The organism is Psychromonas marina, from assembly GCF_030161115.1.
GTDB classification, from domain to species: Bacteria; Pseudomonadota; Gammaproteobacteria; order Enterobacterales; family Psychromonadaceae; genus Psychromonas; species Psychromonas marina.
In genome coordinates, this window is the sequence record NZ_BSPQ01000026.1 from 1 (window position 1) to 19370 (window position 19370).

General features: G+C 41.0%; 15 protein-coding genes. 6 read left to right on the forward strand and 9 right to left on the reverse strand.

Annotated elements, in window-relative coordinates; all coding sequences use genetic code 11:
• Positions 1-398 precede the first annotated feature (398 nt).
• The 9 genes from QQK09_RS18160 to QQK09_RS18200 all read right to left on the reverse strand — a co-directional run bounded on the left by QQK09_RS18160 (position 399) and on the right by QQK09_RS18200 (position 12606).
• Positions 399-1004 carry a flavin prenyltransferase UbiX gene (locus QQK09_RS18160; RefSeq protein WP_284205601.1) on the reverse strand — a complete coding sequence of 202 codons (606 nt, stop codon included), beginning with the start codon at positions 1002-1004 and terminating at the stop codon, positions 399-401.
• Positions 1005-1013: 9 nt separating this feature from the next.
• Positions 1014-2366: a UDP-N-acetylmuramate:L-alanyl-gamma-D-glutamyl-meso-diaminopimelate ligase gene (mpl, locus tag QQK09_RS18165; protein ID WP_284205602.1), complete on the reverse strand. Its 1353-nt coding sequence runs from the start codon at positions 2364-2366 to the stop codon at positions 1014-1016.
• Between the two features lie 122 nt (positions 2367-2488).
• Complete coding sequence (locus tag QQK09_RS18170; protein WP_284205603.1) at positions 2489-3406, reverse strand: manganese-dependent inorganic pyrophosphatase; 918 nt, start codon at positions 3404-3406, stop codon at positions 2489-2491.
• A 117-nt stretch (positions 3407-3523) separates the two neighbouring features.
• Entirely contained in the window at positions 3524-3868 is a 345-nt protein-coding gene (locus QQK09_RS18175) for a hypothetical protein (RefSeq protein WP_284205604.1), read from the reverse strand.
• A 28-nt stretch (positions 3869-3896) separates the two neighbouring features.
• Positions 3897-4646 carry a hypothetical protein gene (locus tag QQK09_RS18180; RefSeq protein ID WP_284205605.1) on the reverse strand — a complete coding sequence of 250 codons (750 nt, stop codon included), beginning with the start codon at positions 4644-4646 and terminating at the stop codon, positions 3897-3899.
• 175 nt (positions 4647-4821) lie between these two features.
• Positions 4822-5586 (reverse strand): class I SAM-dependent methyltransferase, encoded by a 765-nt coding sequence (locus QQK09_RS18185; RefSeq protein WP_284205606.1) that lies wholly within the window; start codon positions 5584-5586, stop codon positions 4822-4824.
• Between the two features lie 169 nt (positions 5587-5755).
• Positions 5756-10318, reverse strand: a complete 4563-nt coding sequence (locus tag QQK09_RS18190) for an ATP-binding protein (protein ID WP_284205607.1) — start codon at positions 10316-10318, stop codon at positions 5756-5758.
• A 210-nt stretch (positions 10319-10528) separates the two neighbouring features.
• Positions 10529-11770, reverse strand: coding sequence for a malic enzyme-like NAD(P)-binding protein (locus QQK09_RS18195; protein WP_284205608.1), 1242 nt, complete (start codon positions 11768-11770; stop codon positions 10529-10531).
• Positions 11771-11862: 92 nt separating this feature from the next.
• On the reverse strand, positions 11863-12606 hold the full coding sequence (locus QQK09_RS18200) for a thermonuclease family protein (protein ID WP_284205609.1): 744 nt from the start codon (positions 12604-12606) through the stop codon (positions 11863-11865).
• A 323-nt stretch (positions 12607-12929) separates the two neighbouring features.
• Between QQK09_RS18200 and nifH the strand changes: the two genes are divergently transcribed.
• The 6 genes from nifH to nifE all read left to right on the forward strand — a co-directional run bounded on the left by nifH (position 12930) and on the right by nifE (position 19316).
• Positions 12930-13832: a nitrogenase iron protein gene (gene nifH / locus QQK09_RS18205; protein ID WP_284205610.1), complete on the forward strand. Its 903-nt coding sequence runs from the start codon at positions 12930-12932 to the stop codon at positions 13830-13832.
• Between the two features lie 16 nt (positions 13833-13848).
• On the forward strand, positions 13849-15309 hold the full coding sequence (nifD, locus tag QQK09_RS18210; RefSeq protein ID WP_284205611.1) for a nitrogenase molybdenum-iron protein alpha chain: 1461 nt from the start codon (positions 13849-13851) through the stop codon (positions 15307-15309).
• 114 nt (positions 15310-15423) lie between these two features.
• Positions 15424-16995 carry a nitrogenase molybdenum-iron protein subunit beta gene (gene nifK, locus QQK09_RS18215; RefSeq protein ID WP_284205612.1) on the forward strand — a complete coding sequence of 524 codons (1572 nt, stop codon included), beginning with the start codon at positions 15424-15426 and terminating at the stop codon, positions 16993-16995.
• Between the two features lie 91 nt (positions 16996-17086).
• Positions 17087-17296, forward strand: coding sequence for a putative nitrogen fixation protein NifT (gene nifT / locus QQK09_RS18220; RefSeq protein ID WP_284205613.1), 210 nt, complete (start codon positions 17087-17089; stop codon positions 17294-17296).
• Between the two features lie 27 nt (positions 17297-17323).
• Positions 17324-17749: a NifB/NifX family molybdenum-iron cluster-binding protein gene (locus QQK09_RS18225; RefSeq protein ID WP_284205614.1), complete on the forward strand. Its 426-nt coding sequence runs from the start codon at positions 17324-17326 to the stop codon at positions 17747-17749.
• Positions 17750-17954: 205 nt separating this feature from the next.
• On the forward strand, positions 17955-19316 hold the full coding sequence (nifE, locus tag QQK09_RS18230) for a nitrogenase iron-molybdenum cofactor biosynthesis protein NifE (protein ID WP_284205615.1): 1362 nt from the start codon (positions 17955-17957) through the stop codon (positions 19314-19316).
• The last annotated feature ends 54 nt before the right edge of the window (positions 19317-19370 follow it).

Here is a 19370-nt window from a genome sequence, read left to right on the forward strand (position 1 = left end):
ATGTACTGTTGTTATTCTGAATTAATGAATTAATTCGTGTGTCATTGATATTGATTCTTTTTGTCCTCGAAAGGACTATTTTGAAATCTACTATCAATGCTCACACAGATTGTTTGATTAAATTGTTAAAGAGCGTGCCTTTCGGCGAGGTGCGTATAATACGCTAACCTTGAAGCTTGTCAACATCTTATTTTCAAAGATTTTTGACTCAAACTCAGTGAGTTTGTTGCTTCGGACTTAGTTAGTAACTTGCGTCACAGTCCTTGTCTGTGCGGCGTATTATAGGGAGTTAGATCACATTGGCAAGCCTTTGTTAGCAATTAAATTACACTTTATTAAAACGTTGATATTTACGTACAATAAACAATCAATTATTAGCATTCGATGATATTAACGCCCTATTCACACCACCTTTTACTAATTTTATGTTCTATTTTTAGGTGATCTAATAAACGCGCAACCATGAAAGCTTGTAAATCATCGATAGATTGTGGTTGATGATAAAACCCAGGCGCTAATGGCATGATAGTTACGCCTAGTTCTGAGAGCGTTAACATATTACGTAAATGTAAGGTGGAAAAAGGAGTTTCCCTGGGGGTGATAATTAACAACCCGCGCTCTTTTAAAATAACATCAGCGGCGCGTTCAATTAAGTTATTCGATAATCCATTTGCAATAGAAGCTAAGGTTCCGCAACTACACGGGCAAATAATCATTTTTTTCGGAGCAGATGATCCTGATGCCACTGGCGAAAACCAATCTTTACTGCCTAGTGCGATAATTTGATTTTGTTTAGCATTAAAACGTTTTTGTAAAAAAACATTCAAACCATCTAGACCCTCAGGCCAATCTTCATTAACTTCAGTTTTTAATACTATTTTTGCAGCATCCGATAAAAGCAGATAAACCTGACAATTGTTATCAACCAATGCTTGTAACAGATGTAAGAAGTAACCACTGCCAGATGCACCTGTCACCCCTAGGGTGATTTTTTCGCCAAACATATTATTCCCTTATAACTTATCAAGTAACTTTTGATGAATACCCGCAAAACCACCATTACTCATAATTAGAATATGATCATTCGTTTTAGCGGCATTCACTAACTTATTACACAACTGATCAATATCATTAGAGATATCAACTTTCTTACCTTGCTCATCAAACATCTCTTGCATCGACCAACTGATATCAGCACTCTCAAAACAATAAACATGATCAGCTTCTTTTAATGCACTTACTATCGCTTCTTTATGGATACCTAACTTCATGGTATTTGAGCGAGGCTCTAATACGGCAATAATTCGCTCATTACCCACTTTAGCGCGTAACCCTGCAAGGGTTGTTTTAATTGCAGTTGGATGATGAGCAAAATCATCATAAACAGTAATATTATTAATTTTACCTTTTACTTCCATACGACGTTTAATACTTTTAAATTCAGCTAACGCTTCAATCGCAATTTCAGGTGTTACCCCTACATGTCTAGCTGCAGCGATGGCACCTAATGCATTAGCAACATTATGATCCCCCATTAACGGCCAATTCACCTGCCCTTGCTTTTCGTTATTTAAGAAAACTTCAAACTGCGTACCATCTAACTTCACCTTTTCTGTCGACCAGTTACTACCAAGGTCTGTATCTAAGTATTCAACCTCACTCCAGCACCCCATATGTTTTACCGCCATTAAGGCTTGATCATGATTAGGCAGAATAATACGACCGCTACTGGGTACAGTACGAAGTAAATGGTGAAATTGTTTTTTAATAGCGTTTAAATCTTCAAAAATATCGGCATGGTCAAATTCAAGATTATTAAGCACAAGCGTTCGCGGATGATAATGTACAAACTTAGAGCGTTTATCAAAGAAAGCACTATCGTATTCATCAGCCTCGATAACAAAGAAAGGTGTTTCACCTAATCGCGCTGAAAGGCCAAAATTTTCTGGTACACCACCAATCAAGAAACCCGGTTTCATGTGAGCATATTCTAATATCCAAGCAAGCATGCTTGAAGTCGAGGTTTTACCATGTGTTCCTGCGACAGCAAGTACCCACTTATCCTTTAATACATGCTCCAACAACCATTGTGGACCTGAAACATAAGGGATCTGTTTATCAAGCACCGCTTCAACACAAGCGTTACCGCGACTCATTGCGTTACCAATAACCACTAAATCAGGTTTGCTATCAAGTTGGCTTGGGTCAAAGCCTTGAATCAACTCAATACCTTGATCTTCAAGTTGGGTGCTCATGGGAGGGTAAACATTTGCATCGGATCCGGTTACTTTATAACCTAATGATTTAGCGAGAATAGCAACACCACCCATAAAGGTGCCACAGATACCAAGAATATGAATATGCATATAAACCTCAAACTGAAATTAGAACTTAAAACAATGGATTGAGAGTAACTTAAACGCCTGTAATAAAAAAGGGCGAACACCTATTGGTGTTCGCCCTTTCAGGTTTTTAAAGCGTCGTTTGATTAACCTTCAAACGCAGCCTGTAAAAACGGAATAATCTGTTTCTTACGGCTTACAACACCAGGCAACTCAAATGCGTGGTCAGCAACCGTGCTGTTTAATGCTTTTGCCACTTTATCAGCATCTTTAGAGATGATGATCGCAGTTGTATCTAACTTATTAATATCAGTTAGTAGCACAATTGTTGAATGGTAACCTTTGTCTGCTTGTAACTGTCCCATCTCAACTAGCATCTCTTCTTTTTTACTGAATGCAGTTTCTAATGATGTTAATTCAAGCTGACCAATCGCTAATTTTTCACCCGCCATTTCAAATACTTTTTGGTCGCGTAAAATAAGCTCAGAAGCAGGCACATGTTTAATGTCTGACTTAGCTTCGAACTGTGCGTGAGCAAAAGCACCTAAATCAGCAACACCAGCGATTTCAGCTAGCTCTTTAGCAGCAACTTTATCAATATCAGTTGTTGTAGGACCTTGAAAGTTAACCGTATCAGAGATGATTGCACCCATCATTAATTTCGCAACATCAGCTTCTGGTTTTTGATTATGGAACTTGTACATGTTGTAAACAATTGTTGCGCTACAACCTACAGGCCAGATCCAACACTCTAGTGGCTCATTTGTTGTGATATCACCTAGTTTATGATGATCAACAATACCGCGTACTTTTGCTTGTTTCATATCTGCAGTGCCTTGGCCCCAATCAGAGTAATCCACAATAAAAATTTCTTCACCAGCAACAGAAGTACGAATTTCAGGTGTTTCAAAACCAGCTTGCTCAAGAAGGTATTGTGCTTCAGGATTTGGTTCACCTTGTAAAATAGGTGTTGCAGGGCGGCCGATTTTATTAAAAAGAGCGGCAAGGCCGATAGCACTACATAAGCTATCGCAATCAGGGTTTTGGTGTCCAAGTACTAGCATCTATATCTTCCTACATTGTTGTAACCAATCAGTCACCGCTTAATAACAAGCAAATAACTGGATAGTTTTTTAATTCGTTGTCCGCAGAATAACCGATCTAAGATAAAATTTTAACTATTAATGTTTTTCTGCGTGTATTTTTTTTACTTCGGCCGTCGATAGTTCACGATATTGTCGCTTATTAGTCGTTTTTTCATCTTTGTAATAGCGACCATTTACTGCACAATAATAGATAAGTTGATTATTCTTAAGCAAGCCACAGCTAGGGTCTATCTGTGTTATCCAATATTCATTACTCGTATTACGTTCTCTTTCATCTTGCTTATACTGCTCTGCTCGTGTTCTTTTTTGATCAAATAACTCATTACGGATTAATGAATCATTTTTTTCAATGGTTATCTCGCCTGCGTATAACGAGAAGCTGACAACTATATTTAATAAAGCGATTATTTTTTTGCTCATAGACTTCCAAAAAATGATTGATATTAACTTATCTGACTACTCGCTTTTGCTTTAATAGCAACGCCCCTGCCCAGATAAAACTGAGCAACATGATACAACAGCCAATAGTAAAACTGCTTTGTGCGATAAAATCTGTGTTGTGGAGGTTGTTGGTCATGCGCAATAAATTACCCCAATCATGAGACTCTTTCCCAAGTCCTGATATAAGTGGTAATGAACGGCTTTGTGCATCTGCAATATAGGGACTGACGTCAATAAAACTCTGCCCACACCACCACAGCATAATAGCCGCACCAAAGTTATCTCGTTGCTGAATTGAAAATGCTAACATCACAACCAACGGTAACAGCACTTGGAATAAACTGCCGCCTAAAATCATCCAAAAATCACCAAAGGGCATAAATAAAACATGCCCAAACTCATGAAAAGCGAGATTAACATTGTGCAAAAATGAGCTACCAATATTTTGCCAATCTATTCCACCAAACATAAAATAACAGCCCCAGATGATAATCACCAAATAGGCAAAGACTCTTCCCTTGAATACCATGCCATCAACCTGATGAGGCACACTTAAAAAGCAATCTTTTAGTGATTCATATAATGACATTGTTAGCTGCACTTCAACTTCATCAATATCAGGTTTAACCGTCTGCCTTTTAGCCTTCCATCTATCATAAATAATACCGCAAGCTGGACACATCATTGCATTCATCAATTTATCTGATTCATCGCGTTGATACTGACAATTCGGGCATTTGGGGTAGTTATTAAACATGCACAGCCTATTAAAAATTATTCACTAAAAATATTATAGGATTAAAAGTAGGCAGAGTGCCTGAATGAGTAGTGCACTATATGGGAGTTAAGCTAATATCGCCAATAGTAGGTTATGCTTATCGTTGTAACTAATCTCTGCTTTCAGCGAAAAAATAATAAATTACTCAATAAAATTAGCTACTCTTTATGGCCGGTATCGCCTGTTTCACATACACATCAAAACGATTTTTCTTAGTTTTAATGCTCATCGATGGTTTTTTATCATTTAAGAACGGTGCGTAATCTGGACGTTTTACTACAACACGATATTTTGCAGCGGCCAATGCGACTTCTAATAGATCATCGGCATCGAGATCAGCACCCACAACGCCTTGGAATACACGCATCTCTTTTTTCACTAATGCAGATTTCTTTTTATGTGGAAACATCGGATCTAAATAAACCACATCGGTTTGATTATTTTTAAGGTACTCAACACCAGAGCCAAAATGAAGTTGCATACGTTGTTGCATCCAGTCGCCAATCTCAAGGTTCATATAAGCGCGTTGTAAACCATCATCCAGCAATGCAGCTGCAACCGGTGAGCGTTCAACGAGGGTTACATTGCAACCTAATGATGCAAGTACAAAAGCATCACGACCAAGCCCTGCGGTAGCGTCAATCACATCTATTTGCACACCCGATTTTAAACCAACCGCTTTAGCAATCGCTTGCCCTTTACCGCCACCAAATTTTCTGCGATGCGCAGTTGCACCAGAAACAAAATCAACAAACACTAAGCCTTGTTTAGGATCGTCCAGCTGCTCCAATGCAAGATGTTCGGGTAAAAGGTGTAGGCGAAAGTCATCACTTTGCTGATTAACAAAGCCCCACTTTTCACGCAGCTTTTTAGCCGTTGAATTTAGCGCGCTATCATTACAAATTAGTGCAATATCCATTAATTTTTTATTCACTCATGCAGTTGGAGAAGCGTGCCATCTTTTTATTGGCACGGGTTAATAGAGATAATACCTTGCAGCGAGATCTACGCCAATCTCTTTTTAAAAGGCATAAAAAAAGCCAGTCATCTGACTGGCTTTTTTGCTACTCAATAACGCTTAATAAAAACTATAGCGGCGTTATGATGTACAGCAGGTCACCACTTGATACCTGTTGACCATTAGCATTAATGATACGCTCAACACGGAACTTAGTTTTTGCATCATATAACACAGCATCTTGGCGGTTAAAGCTAGACAGTGATAACGGTGAGAACATCTTCATCGCTTCCATTAGGCCTAATGTCTGCTCAACAGTGACGATATCACCTTCATGAACAAAATCAGGTTCAGCTGGCGATGAACCACGGTAGAAAATACCCGCACTTGTCGCTAATACTTTCAGCTCATTACTACCATCAACGGTAATTGAAACATCGCTCACACCCGTTGATGCAGATGCTTCCATCTCATCAATCATCACTTGCTGATCGAGTTCAGCCATGAATTTTGGTAGGTAAGTAGTATCGTAGACACCCTTTAAGAAGGTTTCATCTTTAAGGATACGTTGTAATAATGGGATATTCGTTGCGATACCTTTAATCACTACCTTGTCTAAGAACTCAAGCAGTTTCTTAACTGTGTCGTTACGGTCTTTACCAGTACAGATAAACTGTGCAACTAAGCTATCGTAGTAAGGAGAAACCTCTTTACCTTCCGCAATCATTGAAATAACTTCAATGTTATCTTGCTCAGGTACAAAGTACTCAACAACTTTACCCGGATGCGGTAATAGTTGCATTACGCCTTCAGAATCCAGTGCCGCTTTTTCAGCAGTGACACGTACTTCGATTGCATAACCTTTATTAGCAGGTTCCATATCAGCAATGCTAGCACCAGACGCGATGTTATATTGCGCACTTACAATATCGATACAAGAAGTAGCTTCAGTTACCGGATGCTCTACTTGCAGACGTGTATTCATCTCCATGAAGTAGATTGCATTTTGGTCAAGGTCGTAAATAAATTCAACCGTACCCGCACCTAAATAATCTACCGCGTCAGCTAATGCTGCAGTATGTTTTAGCGCTTCAGCTTGTAAGTTAGCAGGCAACATTGTTGATGCAGACTCTTCCACTACTTTTTGATTATTACGCTGTACAGAACAGTCACGAATACCAAGTACTTTCGTATTACAATGTTTATCACGTAATAGCTGTACTTCGATATGACGTAATGAAGTGATATATTTCTCTAGGTACAAGTCACCGTTACCAAATGCGCCACGCGCTTCAGCTGATACTTGTGCAAAACCAGTGAACATATCTTCAGATTTCTCAATCACCAAGATACCTTTACCACCACCACCATTTACCGCTTTAAGTAGTACTGGATAGCCCATGCCGTTTGCGATATCAAGTGCTTGTTCTGCACCCGTTAAGATACCGTGAGAACCAGGTACAACGGGTACACCGTTATCTTGCGCTGTTTTAATTGCGTTTGACTTGTTACCCATGGTTAACATACTAGTCATGCTTGGACCAACAAAGTTAATGTTATGGCTTACACATAAATCAGCAAACTGTGGGCTTTCTGATAAGAAACCGATACCAGGATGAAGCGCATCTACCTCTTCATACTCTGCGACTTTCAATACAGAACCTGCATTCAAGTAACTTTCGTCTGAAGTATTACCACCTAGACAAACTAGTTTATCGCCTTCACCTAGCATATCAGCAGGAACAGAAGTCATATCAGGGTCAGATGCCACTAATACTACTTTGATGCCGTTATCTTGTGCTTTACGCACTAATTTAACCGCAGTACAACCACGTGCATGAACGAGAACTTTCTTAACTGGGTGCATTAACGCACGCGGATCAGCTTGTGAGAAAGCATCATCATCGATATTACAAACTGGTACAAATCCCGTTAACGCACGTTCAATAGTTTCTTGAATCGTGATGGTTGGCATTGGCATGTTTTCATCGATTTCAAGTAACTTATCGTTAAGATCATCAGAGAATGGGTTGATAACTAAACCATCCATTGCACCCGCTGCACGAGAAAGATAGTTCGACAGTGTTGATGTAGATGGTAAGTAAGCAGGAACAACCATTTGTCCAGCAAACGGCATGTTAGTACCTGATAGGTAATAAGTTTGTACTAACGGATGGGTTACAAAACTTGCTTGTGCACCACCGGTACAGTCACCGTAACCAAACATAACAACAGGCAGGTCATTATCACGAATAAAACGCGTAATACGGTCGTTTACAACAGCCATAGAGAATAGTGCAGCTGCACCCTCTTTGGTCTGCATACCACCAGAACTGATAAATGCGACGACTGGTAAATGCTGTTTTGCACATTTAACTAACAGTGCACAGAATTTCTCAGCACTGGCCATATCAAAAGCACCGGCTTGGAAAGAAAGGTTAGAAACAGCAATACCAACACGCTGTGTTTCGCCGCTTGCTAATGTAAACTCACCAATACCAGAAACTAAACCACATGGCTTAATGTTTTTATCTAATGCATCTTCAACCGATAAACGGAAACCAGGGAACTCTAATAAGTTCGCTGTCATTAAATCTGCACGAGACTCTCTAAAGTTAGTGAAAAACTTATCTAGAATTGCATTATGCGAGTTGTTTTTCTTGTTCTTTTCAGCACGTAACACCGCTTGAATTAATAGATCTTGGTAACCCATTGTTAAACGATTCCAGAAGTCTTTACGACGACCAATACGCACAGGGTTGATCACACCATTATATTCCGATGCATCTTCACGGCTTGCATAATAAGAAGGCAGAATTTTCTCGAAGAAATAAGTGATGATTACAAACAAACTTGCGTTCATTTGTGGCGCACCAATACTTTTCCATTCTTCAACTTTTGCTAACGTCTCACCACGATCACTCTGATCAGTAAAGTTTTGAATCCAAGCGTTGAAGCTCAATTTCAGTTCTTCGTAATCATCATCGCTGACTTTATTTAAAGCGCCTTTTAATGAACTGCGAACCAGTGATGAAACCGATTCACGTGATAACTCTTTAGTTGCCATCGCTTCTTTTGCAATTGACGCCAAGTTACCCATGGTATTGTCATATAAAGCATTAAATACCAACATGTGACGACAATGAGTAATAAAACATTCACGCGTTTCTGGGTGGCTAACAACATCAATCGTTGTTAACTCAGAAAGCTCAGGCCAGCTATCGGTCATTGGTAATGTTTTTTCATCTTCAAGGTACGCAATAAGAGCACGGAAGTTATCTTCTGCACTGCTCTTCCAACGGTTATATAAAGACCAAGTCAGATTTATTAACAGTGTGCTACGCGCATTGTCGTAGTTAGCAACAGGTTCACCAAGGATTAATTTAGTAAATGCGTTACGCTCAACACTTTTATCTTCACGCTTAGAAAGGAAGGTTTTCCAGTTTTTATTTAACTTATCATCGTAGATAAGTTTATCTGGATTAGTTAACCAACTTACAAATACCTTTTTACGATCTTCTTCAATACGCGCTTTTAGGTCACCTTCAGGAATGGTCATTTTTGATAAACGACCATATTCATTCTTCTGAATCGTTTTGATACGAGAGCGAAGTGTCAGATAACGCATGTAACGGTAAGTCGTACCAAAGGCATTGTTATGCACGGTTGGATTTTTCGCGATTAAGCGTGCATTTTCAGAAGCATTTTCAACAGCAACTAATTTGCTAGATGGCTCTAAATAACGCGTTAAGCTGCGATTGTAGTGTTCTAAAATATCAGGGTATTTACGTACAAAATCAACAGAGGTCGATTCGATAGATAAGATACTAGAGATAATCGCTTTTTGTAGATTATGCTGGCGTTCATCTTGGTCAACCGGTGAGTAATCAACAATACCGTCGATACAACCGTTGCTGTATAGCTCTTCTGGAGAAACACCAACAGATTGTGCACATTCCTGCCAAGAAAGGTTGTACTTACGTGCGATGCTTTGTAAGCCTTTTGGTTGGATTGTATTAAAAATACCATCACGAACAGAAAGTAGAATATTAGCTGTTGCGAGTGGAATAGCACCACCCGAGTAACCAACACCAACAACAATACCAACAGTAGGTACATCAACGTTGGCACTTTCAGTAATCATTTGCGAGATACTGTGTGCTTGGTTTTGACTATTTGCTTCTTCGCCGGCATCGGCTCCAGGAGTATCGATTAAGTAAACAATAGGTAGCGCTAAATCAGCAAATTTACGAATCGCTTTACTTGCAGCCAAGTGATGCTCAGGCATCCACGCGCCATTGTTTGAGCTACGCTCCTGACCAATGATACCGATACGACGGGTATAACCACCGAAATCAAGTTCCATTTCCGCGCTATAAAATGCACCATTTAATTGCTCAGTAACAATTTTACCGTTGAAACCTTCAACAATTGTTTTTACGCCAGGGCGTTTATTGTCTTCTGCTGGCTGAACCGTACGTGCTATATAAGCATCAACGCCCAGTTTTTTGATTGCGGTTAAATTTGATTCGATGCGTTTACGCTCAATCAAACCTTCTACATTTTCAGTGTTTGATGGTAAAGAGTTATCCGGAAATAACGAAAAGTCTTTTGCGATATGCTCTGCATGAATAAACAACGGATCTGCAATGTTGTTTGTTTCAAACTGAGAAGAGGAAGGTTTTCCTGACATACAGTACCCTTACAAATATAGTAATAGAGAGTTAAAAAATTAGATCTGCATAATTTACAACTTATTAACAGAGGATGCTAGTGCTGATTTTATAATGCAGGCAAAAGGATAGGCATTAATCTATTTCTGTGCAATAAATAACAGAAAACTCATTAATTATGAATAATCAATGAGTTTTCTAGTTTTAAAGCGACATTTGTGAGTGACTAATTAAGCCATATAATCATCAGCAAGCTCAATTTGAGCAACGCCCGTTGCCACTGCTGCACGTGCTACTGCACCCGCTACTTTTTTCAATAAACGTGGGTCCATTGGTTTAGGGATAATATACCCCTTGCCAAACTCAAGTGATGTTGCACCACTCGCTTTTAATACTGCTTCTGGCACTGGCTCTTTAGCAATTGCGCGGATTGCATTAACCGCCGCCACTTTCATCTCTTCATTGATCTCTGATGCACGCGCATCCAATGCACCACGGAAGATAAATGGAAAACATAACACGTTGTTTACTTGGTTAGGGTAATCACTGCGCCCTGTTGCCATAATTAGATCATCACGCACCGCATGCGCAACTTCTGGTTTTATTTCAGGATCAGGGTTTGAACAAGCAAAAATAACTGGGTTTGGCGCCATCAATTTCACATCCTCAGCAGACAAAACATCTGGGCCAGAAACACCAACAAACACATCAGCACCGTTGATTACATCTTGTAGCGTACGTTGGTCTGTGTTGTTCGCAAAACGTTGTTTGTATTCATTGATATCATCACGACGAGTATGAATCACACCCTTACGATCTAACATATAGATTTTTTCACGCAGTGCGCCACACTGTATTAATAGTTCCATACAGGCAATTGCTGCTGCACCTGCGCCCATGCAGACAATTTTGACTTCTTCGATTTTTTTGCCTTGAATGTCTAGTGCATTAAGCATACCTGCAGCGGTTACAATCGCAGTACCGTGCTGATCATCATGAAATACAGGGATACTACAACGGTGTTTTAACTCTTTTTCGATAACAAAACACTCTGGCGCTTTAATATCTTCAAGGTTAATACCACCAAAGGTATCAGCAATATTAGCCACAGTATTAATAAACTCTTCTGGCGTGCGATGTTTTACTTCAATATCGATCGAATCAAGGTTAGCAAAACGTTTAAATAATAAAGCTTTACCTTCCATTACTGGTTTCGATGCTAACGGTCCTAAATTGCCTAGACCTAAAATCGCACTACCATTAGTAATAACCGCGACTAAGTTACCTTTAGCAGTATATTTATAAACATCATCAGGATTTGCAGCGATTTCACGTACCGGCTCGGCAACCCCTGGGCTGTATGCGAGAGATAGGTCATCGGCAGTTTCAGCAGAAGTGGTAATTTCAACACTAATTTTCCCAGGTTTTGGGAGTGCGTGGTAATCGAGGGCTTGTTGGCGCAAATCAGACATGTGTAAGTTCCATTAATCGTATGAAGAGGTTAAACCATAAAGAAAGTGTGATAATAGTCAAGTTTTGACCAAAATTACAGTTTTAATTCATATTAGGGTAATATTTGTGCAGGGTGATAGAGGATTATTTTGGGCTTATTACGCGAAAAAAACAACTTTCCATTAATCAATAATTTGCTGTGTAATGACAAGTCGATATCACTATCCGAGAACTGTTTTACATTAGATTTACGAATAAAAACGCTTAAAGAGCGATCAAGTATCAAGGTTAAGCCTTTATTAGTTTGCTGCTTATCGCTGATTCTGCCACTAATATAGGTATAACCTTTATCGCTTTTTTGTAAGCGTTTGGCTGACAAAGGTTTAAAATCTGACCAGAGTGCTCTTTTACGTAACTTGGCTTGCTGTTGCGCATCTTGGAAGCAACGCCAAAACTTATCATTTTTTCCAATCACCCAGTGCTGCGCAAAACCCGCTTTAAGCTGCAACAGCCCTAAGTTTCTTCCTGTTTTACTATAGACGTAGGCGAGTTTTCGCCCATATTTATCCTGTTTAGTTTTATCATACACAAGGTGTAATTTATCGCCCGGACGAATATATCTTTCGAGCAGCCCTTTTGCTTCAAGGGCATAGGGGTCCGATTGACTGAGTTCGCGATGATTAATCTCCGGTGTATTGATACCAATAAAACGTATTCGACGGTCATTATCTAATGTCACCGTATCACCATCATTGATTGTTTTTAAGATAACCGTTTCATCCCACTCAACGGGCGGGCAATCAGCAAAGCTAAAAGAAGTACTCAGCAACAGATAAAATAGACAAACGAAACGCACAATTACTCTCCTTTTTAGACTTAACCTTTATTGACTATATAAGAAAATCGTCAAAAATCACTTTAAAAGGGGCGTAGTGATACTCCTTTTAATAAATAGTGCCCAACATGCACAATACTTTGTCCTACTTGTTACAAAACCCCTCATTTTTGTAATTTCAAAGATGTAAACAGGCCTTAGGTAAACCACCACATAAAAAACAAATCATTAAAAATCAACTAGATAACGCACAAAAATAATTTGGTACGTGTAATGCAATTAGATAACTGTAACGACAACTTATTCATTTATCTTTTTTAAACAATACACAGGAGTATCAAATCATGGCTATTCGTCAATGTGCAATTTACGGTAAAGGCGGTATCGGTAAATCAACAACTACACAGAATTTAGTAGCAGCCCTTGCTGAACAGAAACAGAAAGTGATGATTATCGGTTGTGACCCTAAAGCCGATTCAACACGTCTAATCCTGCATACAAAAATGCAAAATACCATCATGGAGATGGCAGCTGAAGCCGGTACCGTTGAAGATATCGAGTTAGAAGATGTATTGCTAACAGGCTACGGTGATGTGAAGTGTGTTGAATCTGGTGGTCCTGAGCCAGGTGTTGGTTGTGCTGGTCGTGGTGTAATCACAGCGATCAACTTCCTAGAAGAGGAAGGTGCTTATGAAGAAGATTTAGACTTTGTATTCTATGACGTACTGGGTGACGTGGTATGTGGCGGTTTCGCAATGCCTATCCGTGAAAACAAAGCGCAAGAGATCTACATCGTTTGTTCTGGTGAAATGATGGCGATGTACGCAGCGAACAATATCTCTAAAGGTATCTGTAAATACGCTAAATCAGGTAGCGTACGTTTAGCAGGTCTTATCTGTAACTCACGTAATACCGCTCGTGAAGATGAATTAATCATGGAACTGGCTTCTCAACTAGGTACACAAATGATCCACTTTGTACCCCGCGACAATATCGTACAACGTGCTGAAATCCGCCGTATGACCGTTATCGAGTATGACCCAACGTGTCAACAAGCTGATGAATACCGAATGCTAGCGAAGAAAATCATGGATAACAAAATGTTCGTCATACCAACACCTATCACCATGGATGATCTAGAAGATCTATTGATGAACTTTGGTTTAATGGATGAAGAAGATGAAGCCATTATCGGTAAAACTGCAGCAGAACTTGCTGACGAAGCCGCAGCAGCTGCTGCAGCGTAAATAAAAGGGGCCTTTTATGACTAGCATTAAAGAGCAACATGAAAAAATGATCGAAGAGGTGCTTGAGGTTTACCCCGCGGCAGCCAAAGCTGACCGCGCGAAACATTTAGGCACTAGTGATAGCAGTTGCACAAGTAGCTGTATAACCTCTAACCGTAAATCTCAACCCGGCGTAATGACAGCACGTGGCTGTGCTTATGCTGGCTCTAAGGGTGTTGTTTTTGGCCCAATCAAAGACATGATCCATGTTAGCCACGGCCCTGTTGGTTGTGGTCAGTATTCACGCGCTGGACGACGCAACTATTACACCGGTAAAACGGGGGTAAACACCTTTGGTACGATGAATTTTACTTCTGACTTCCAAGAGAAAGATATCGTCTTTGGTGGGGATAAGAAACTCGCTATCCTAATGGATGAATTAGAAACCCTGTTCCCACTCTCAAAAGGGATCTCAATTCAGTCGGAATGTCCGGTTGGTTTGATTGGTGATGATATCGAAGCCGTAGCGAAAGAGACACAAGCGAAAACAGGCAAGGTCGTTGTGCCGGTACGCTGTGAGGGTTTCCGCGGTGTTTCTCAATCCCTTGGTCACCATATCGCCAATGATGCGGTACGTGACAAAATTATTGATAACCGTGAACAGGAGGTCTTTGAAGGCACCCCTTATGATGTGGCCTTAATCGGTGATTACAATATCGGTGGTGATGCTTGGTCAACGCGACTATTGCTAGAAGAGATTGGTCTTCGTGTTATCTCACAATGGTCTGGTGACGGTACGCTTTCAGAGATGGAGCTCAACTCAAAAGCAAAACTTAACCTCGTACATTGTTACCGAAGCGTCAATTACATCGCACGTCACATGGAAGAGAAATACCAAATTCCATGGATGGAGTTCAACTTCTTTGGTCCAACTAAAATTGCAGCATCACTGACTGAGATCGCTTCTAAGTTTGATGCAACGATTCAGGAAAAAGCGAAACAAGTGATTGCCGGTTACGAAGCGCAATGGGCAGCGGTTGTTGCTAAGTACAAACCGCGTTTACAGGGCAAAAAAGTGATGCTTTACGTCGGTGGTCTACGTCCTCGCCATGTAATTGGTGCTTATGAAGATCTGGGTATGGAAGTGGTCGGTACTGGTTATGAATTTGGTCATAACGATGATTACGACCGTACACAACCTGATGTGAAAGATGCAACCCTGATCTATGACGATGTCACCGGTTATGAGTTTGAAGAGTTTGTTAAGAAGATCCAACCTGATCTAATTGGCTCTGGTGTGAAAGAGAAATACATATTCCAAAAAATGGGTATTCCGTTCCGCCAAATGCACAGCTGGGATTATTCAGGCCCTTACCATGGTTATGATGGCTTTGATATCTTCGCCCGCGATATGGATATGACACTGAATAACCCATGCTGGGACAAAATGACTGCACCTTGGCTTGTTGAAAAAGATGAGTTAAAGAAAACAGCTTAGCCAAATAACCTAACCACAGTTCATGTATATGCAGCAGTAGCAACAAAGATTGCTACTGCGCCCCTATTAAGACCTGGCTGTTCTTCGAGAACGGAAGCAGGAGGAGAATAAATTATGAGTCAAACAATAGATGAAATAAAACCTGGGTATCCGTTATTTAAACAACCGGAATACCAAGATTTAATCGCCCGCAAACGTGCTTTATCGGAAGAAGCGCATAGCGATCAAAAAATCGAAGAGGTTTTTCAATGGACAACGACACAAGCGTACCAAGATTTAAACTTTGAACGTAAAGCATTAACGGTTAACCCTGCAAAAGCGTGTCAGCCTTTAGGATCGGTACTGTGTTCTCTCGGTTTTGAAAAAACCTTACCCTATGTACATGGTTCGCAAGGTTGTGTTGCTTACTTCCGTAGTTACTTCAACCGCCACTTTAAAGAGCCGATTGCTTGTGTTTCTGATTCCATGACCGAGGATGCAGCGGTATTTGGTGGCAACAAAAATATGGATGCCGGTTTAGCAAATGCATACGCACTCTACAAACCTGAAATAATTGCCGTTTCAACTACCTGTATGGCGGAAGTAATCGGTGATGATCTTAATGCATTTGTGGGTAACGCTAAAAATGACGGTCATTTACCAAAAGATATTCCAACACCACTTGCTAATACCCCCAGTTTTGTGGGTAGTCATATTACCGGTTGGGATGCGATGTTTGATGGCTTCTGTAAGAACTTTACCAGTAAATCAATGGAGGACAAAGAGGTTGGTAGTAACAACAAAATCAACCTTGTCACAGGTTTTGAAACCTACCTCGGTAACTACCGAGTACTGCACCGCATGATGCAAGAGATGGATATTCCATACAGTCTGCTTTCAGACCCATCTGAAGTGTTAGACACACCAGCAGATGGCCAATACCGTATGTACTCTGGTGGTACAACCGCTGATGAGATGAAAGATGCACCGAATGCAATCGACACGTTACTATTGCAACCTTGGGCGCTTATTAAAACCAAAAAGACCGTTAAAAATGTTTGGAAGCAGCCTGCGACACCAATGAGCGTACCGATTGGCTTAGACAATACCGATGCATTTTTAATGACCTTAAGTGAACTAACAGGAAAATCAGTTGCTGATTCATTAACCCTAGAACGTGGTCGTCTGGTTGACATGATGACCGATAGTCATACTTGGTTACACGGTAAAAAATTCGGTATCTACGGCGACCCAGATTACCTACTGGGTATGGTTAAGTTCCTATTAGAGTTAGGCTGTGAACCAACCACTATTCTTTGCCACAATGGTACTAAAAAATGGGGGAAAGCGATGCAAGCAATCCTTGATTCAAGCCCTTACGGCACGGACTGTAAAGTGTTTATCAACAAAGATCTATGGCATTTCCGATCACTGATGTTCACTAATAAACCCGACTTTATGATTGGTAACTCCTACGGTAAGTTTGTTGAGCGCGACACCATGGCGAAAGGTGATGAGTTTGCAGTGCCGCTGATTCGTATCGGCTTCCCAATCTTTGATCGTCACCATATGCATCGCCAAACAACTTGGGGCTATGAAGGTGCAATGCAGATGTTATCGACACTGGTCAATGAGATATTAGCGAAGTTAGATAAAGAAACCAGTGAATATGGCAAGACCGATTTTGGCTACGACTTAGTCAGATAATAGCAGTAAAGTTACCAATACCCGTGCGTAACTTTTTGTCCGAACCCCAACCCCACATGGGGCTCGGCTTCATAAATAGCGAGGAATAGTGATGCCTAACATAATGCTAAGAAAACAAGATGGAATAATGACCGGTTATATTGCCAAAAAGGATCTAGAGGCGGAGGTTATTTCACTGGAGTTTGAGGAGCAAGATAATTGGGGAGGAAAGCTCACATTAAGTAACGGTTCAAGCTTTTATTTCGACCCATTAACAGCACGCCCCACACTACCGATTACTATCAGAATGCGTCGCGCTTGAACGACTAATTACCACAAGGAGAACGACATGACTTTAGAAACACAGCAACTACAAATCGCTTTTGTCTCCACCGATGGTCTCACCGTTGATGGCCACTTTGGTTCCTGTGAGCAGTTTGATATCTACACCGTCGATGCACAAAGCTACCAAAAAATTGGTGTGCGAGAAGCAAAATCCGGGCGGGGCATAGAGAAAAACGCAATTCGAGCAGAGATAATTTCCGATTGTCATCTGATGTTTTGCGCTTCCATTGGTGGGCCAGCAGCAGCACGGGTAATTCGCACGGGTATCCACCCGATGAAATGTAAACCGCTTAATAATGTTTACCCCACTATTGAAGAACAACTGCAGCAACTACAACAGCGTATACACAGTGAATCACTTCCTCCATGGTTAGCCAAGCTCACTGGACAAACTGAAACCTTAAGCAGCCGCTTTGATGCACTCGCATAAAAATGAAAGCTGAGATGGTTCCCCTTTCAGCTTTCGCACATTTAACTTCTAAGTCGTCAGCCATTACCAATAAATGTCGTGTTACAACTCCCCCATTGTCACAAACAGAACAGATTAATAACACAACAAATCAATAAGTTACATAAGGCACAAGCCTTGCAATCAATTATTAGATGTCACTAAAACAATCACAATGGGGTTTACTATGCGCAATTCAGAGATAAAAGAGCTACAAGATGAACCAGCTTGCGAGCATAACAAAAAATCCAAATCTGGCTGTGCACCTGCTACACCGGGTGCTACTGCAGGAGGATGTTGTTTTGACGGCGCACAAATCACCCTATTACCAATCACCGATGTTGCCCATATCGTACATGGTCCGGTTGGTTGTGCAGGCAGTTCATGGGATAAACGCGGTACACAAAGTTCAGGCCCAGAGCTATTTCGCTTAGGTTTTACCACCGACCTTAATGAGCAGGACGTGATCATGGGGCGCGGTGAAAAACGCCTCTATCACTCCATTTTACAGGTCGCCAAAAAACATGCCCCCGAGGCGGTATTTGTTTACAACACCTGTGTACCAGCGATGGAGGGGGATGATATAGAAGCGGTTTGCCGCATGGCAGAGCTAAAGATAAATCTTCCTGTTATCGCCGTAGATGCAGCGGGTTTTTACGGTAATAAAAATCTCGGTAACCGTATCGCGGGTGAATTGATGGTTGATAAAGTGGTCGGTACAGCGAAACCCGCGCCGAAGCCGCTTTCTCCTCACCAAATACACGATATTGCCTTAGTGGGTGAATACAATATTGCGGGCGAACTTTGGCACATCCTGCCGCTACTCGATCAATTAGGCTTACGTGTTTTAGCCAACCTCTCCGGCGATTGCCGTTTCAAAGAGCTGCAAACCATGCATCATGCTAAAGCACTGATGCTGGTCTGTTCACGCGCGCAAATCAACGTTGCCCGTAAACTTGAGCAGCAATACCAGATTCCTTGGTTTGAGGGCAGCTTTTACGGTATTCGTGATATCTGCGATGCACTACGCCAATTTGCCTCACTAATTAATGATCCCGACCTCACTCAACGCACCGAAGAGTTGATTGAAGATCAACTCGTTTGGCTGAATGCTGAGCTAGCCCCCTACCGTGAACAGCTTCAGGGTAAAAAAGCACTGCTCTATACCGGTGGCGTTAAATCTTGGTCGATTGTTTCTGCCCTACAAGACCTAGGTATGCAAGTGGTTGCCAGTGGAACGCGCAAAAGCACCGAAGAGGATAAAGCCAGAATCCGAGAGTTAATGGGCGCAGATGCGATTTTATTAGATGAAACTAGCCCGCGAAACCTACTCGATGTCGCTTACCAATATAAAGCAGACGTGATGATCGCCGGTGGTCGTAATATGTACACCGCCTATAAAGCAAGAATGCCCTTTGTTGAGGTCAATCAAGAACGTGAACACGCCTTTGCTGGGTTTAAAGGCATGGTAACCCTAGCACAGCAGCTGTGTTTAACCTTACAAAGCCCAGTTTGGCAGCAAGCACGCAGCGCGCCACCTTGGCATTAATAGGCACTCTAAATAACCTATTTAAATCGTTTCGCATTCTCCCATAAAGCGAGG